Origin of the sequence: Kitasatospora sp. NPDC059648 (assembly GCF_042734825.1) — a bacterium.
Lineage (GTDB): Bacteria > Actinomycetota > Actinomycetes > Streptomycetales > Streptomycetaceae > Kitasatospora.
Genome location: NZ_JBHWDU010000236.1, coordinates 1 through 1,361, shown reverse-complemented (window position 1 = coordinate 1,361; position 1,361 = coordinate 1). Strand labels below are relative to the sequence as shown.

At 66.6% G+C, this 1,361-nt stretch carries 2 protein-coding genes; both read left to right on the top strand.

What is annotated here, in order from left to right:
• The first annotated feature begins 103 nt into the window (after positions 1-103).
• Positions 104-958, top strand: a complete 855-nt coding sequence (locus ACFV1W_RS40665) for an IS5 family transposase (RefSeq protein WP_380422620.1) — start codon at positions 104-106, stop codon at positions 956-958.
• A complete protein-coding gene (locus ACFV1W_RS40660) occupies positions 955-1,353 on the top strand; it encodes a hypothetical protein (RefSeq protein WP_380422619.1) in 399 nt (132 codons plus the stop codon). The genes ACFV1W_RS40665 and ACFV1W_RS40660 overlap by 4 nt, the downstream gene beginning before the upstream one ends.
• The last annotated feature ends 8 nt before the right edge of the window (positions 1,354-1,361 follow it).

Below are 1,361 nucleotides of genomic sequence, written 5' to 3'. Positions count from 1 at the left end.
AGTGGACGTTAAGTCCTGTTTCTCTTGTTTCGTGATCGCTCGTACGTGTGAACGTTGGCCGTACTGGCGTGCTGGCCGGGGTTCGGGTGATGTTCTGCGGCTCATGGACAGACGGGCGTATCCGAGCGACCTATCGGATGAGCAGTGGGCGTTGATCGAGCCGATGATCACGGCCTGGAAGCAGGAGAGGGTGGCGCGGTCGGCTACCGGGGATCCGGGGTCCTGTGATCTGCGGGAGGTCGTGAATGCGATCTTCTACCAGAACCGGACGGGCTGTCAGTGGCGTTACCTGCCCCATGACCTGCCGTCCTGGTCGGCGGTGTTCTACTACTTCGGCCTGTGGCGCCAGGACGGGCTCGACCAGCGGATCCAGGAACTCCTGCGTTGCCAGGTACGGGAGAGAGCCCGCCGATTAGAGGACCCGTCCCTCGTGATCATCGACACCCAGTCCGTCCGCGCGGCCGCCGGTGTCCCGAAGAGCACGACGGGACTGGACGCGAACAAGAAGGTGTCGGGGCGCAAGCGGGGACTGGCCGTGGACGTCATGGGGCTGATCATCGGCGTCGTCGTCCTGGCCGCCTCCGCCCACGACAACGCCGCCGGCACCGCCCTGCTCGACCAGGTCGCCGAGCGGTGCGGGATGCGTCTGGAGAAGGCCCTGGTGGACCAGGGCTTCAAGGACGAGGTCGTCATCCACGGCGCTTTGCTGGACATCGACGTCGAGGTCGTCCGCCGCAACCCGGCCGACCAGGGCAAGGGCTTCGTCCCGCAGCCGAAACGGTGGGTGGTGGAGCAGACGAACGGCACGCTGATGCTGCACCGGCGCCTGGCTCGCGAGTTCGACCATCGGCCCGACACCTCCGCCTCACGCGTCTACTGGGCCTCCACCGCGAACATGACCCGCCGCCTCACCACACCAGCCCCGGCCTGGCGCGACACCCTCGGACTGGCCGCGTGAACGTCGCCGAACTCCTGGCAGACCTCCAGACCCGGCAGGACGAGGCCACCGCCCAGGCTGCAGAACTACGCGCCCGGATCGAAGAGCTCGCCACCGACCTGATCGAGACCGAAGCGCGGCTCACGGACCTGGCCACCACCCGAAAGATCATCGCGGAGGTCACGCCGGCAGGAACCGAATCCGAACCACCCGAGACGAACACCACCTACCAGGCCATCGTGAACGCCTTCAACCACCACCCCGACCAGGCATTCCGGGCACGCGAGCTGCACGAACTCCTCGGCATGCCCACCGACGAGGCGTCCGTCAACATCACCCGCAGCCGCCTCGGACGCCTCACTCGCCAAGGCTTCCTCACCCAACCCGAACGAGGCCGCTACCAGAAACGGACTTAACGTCCACT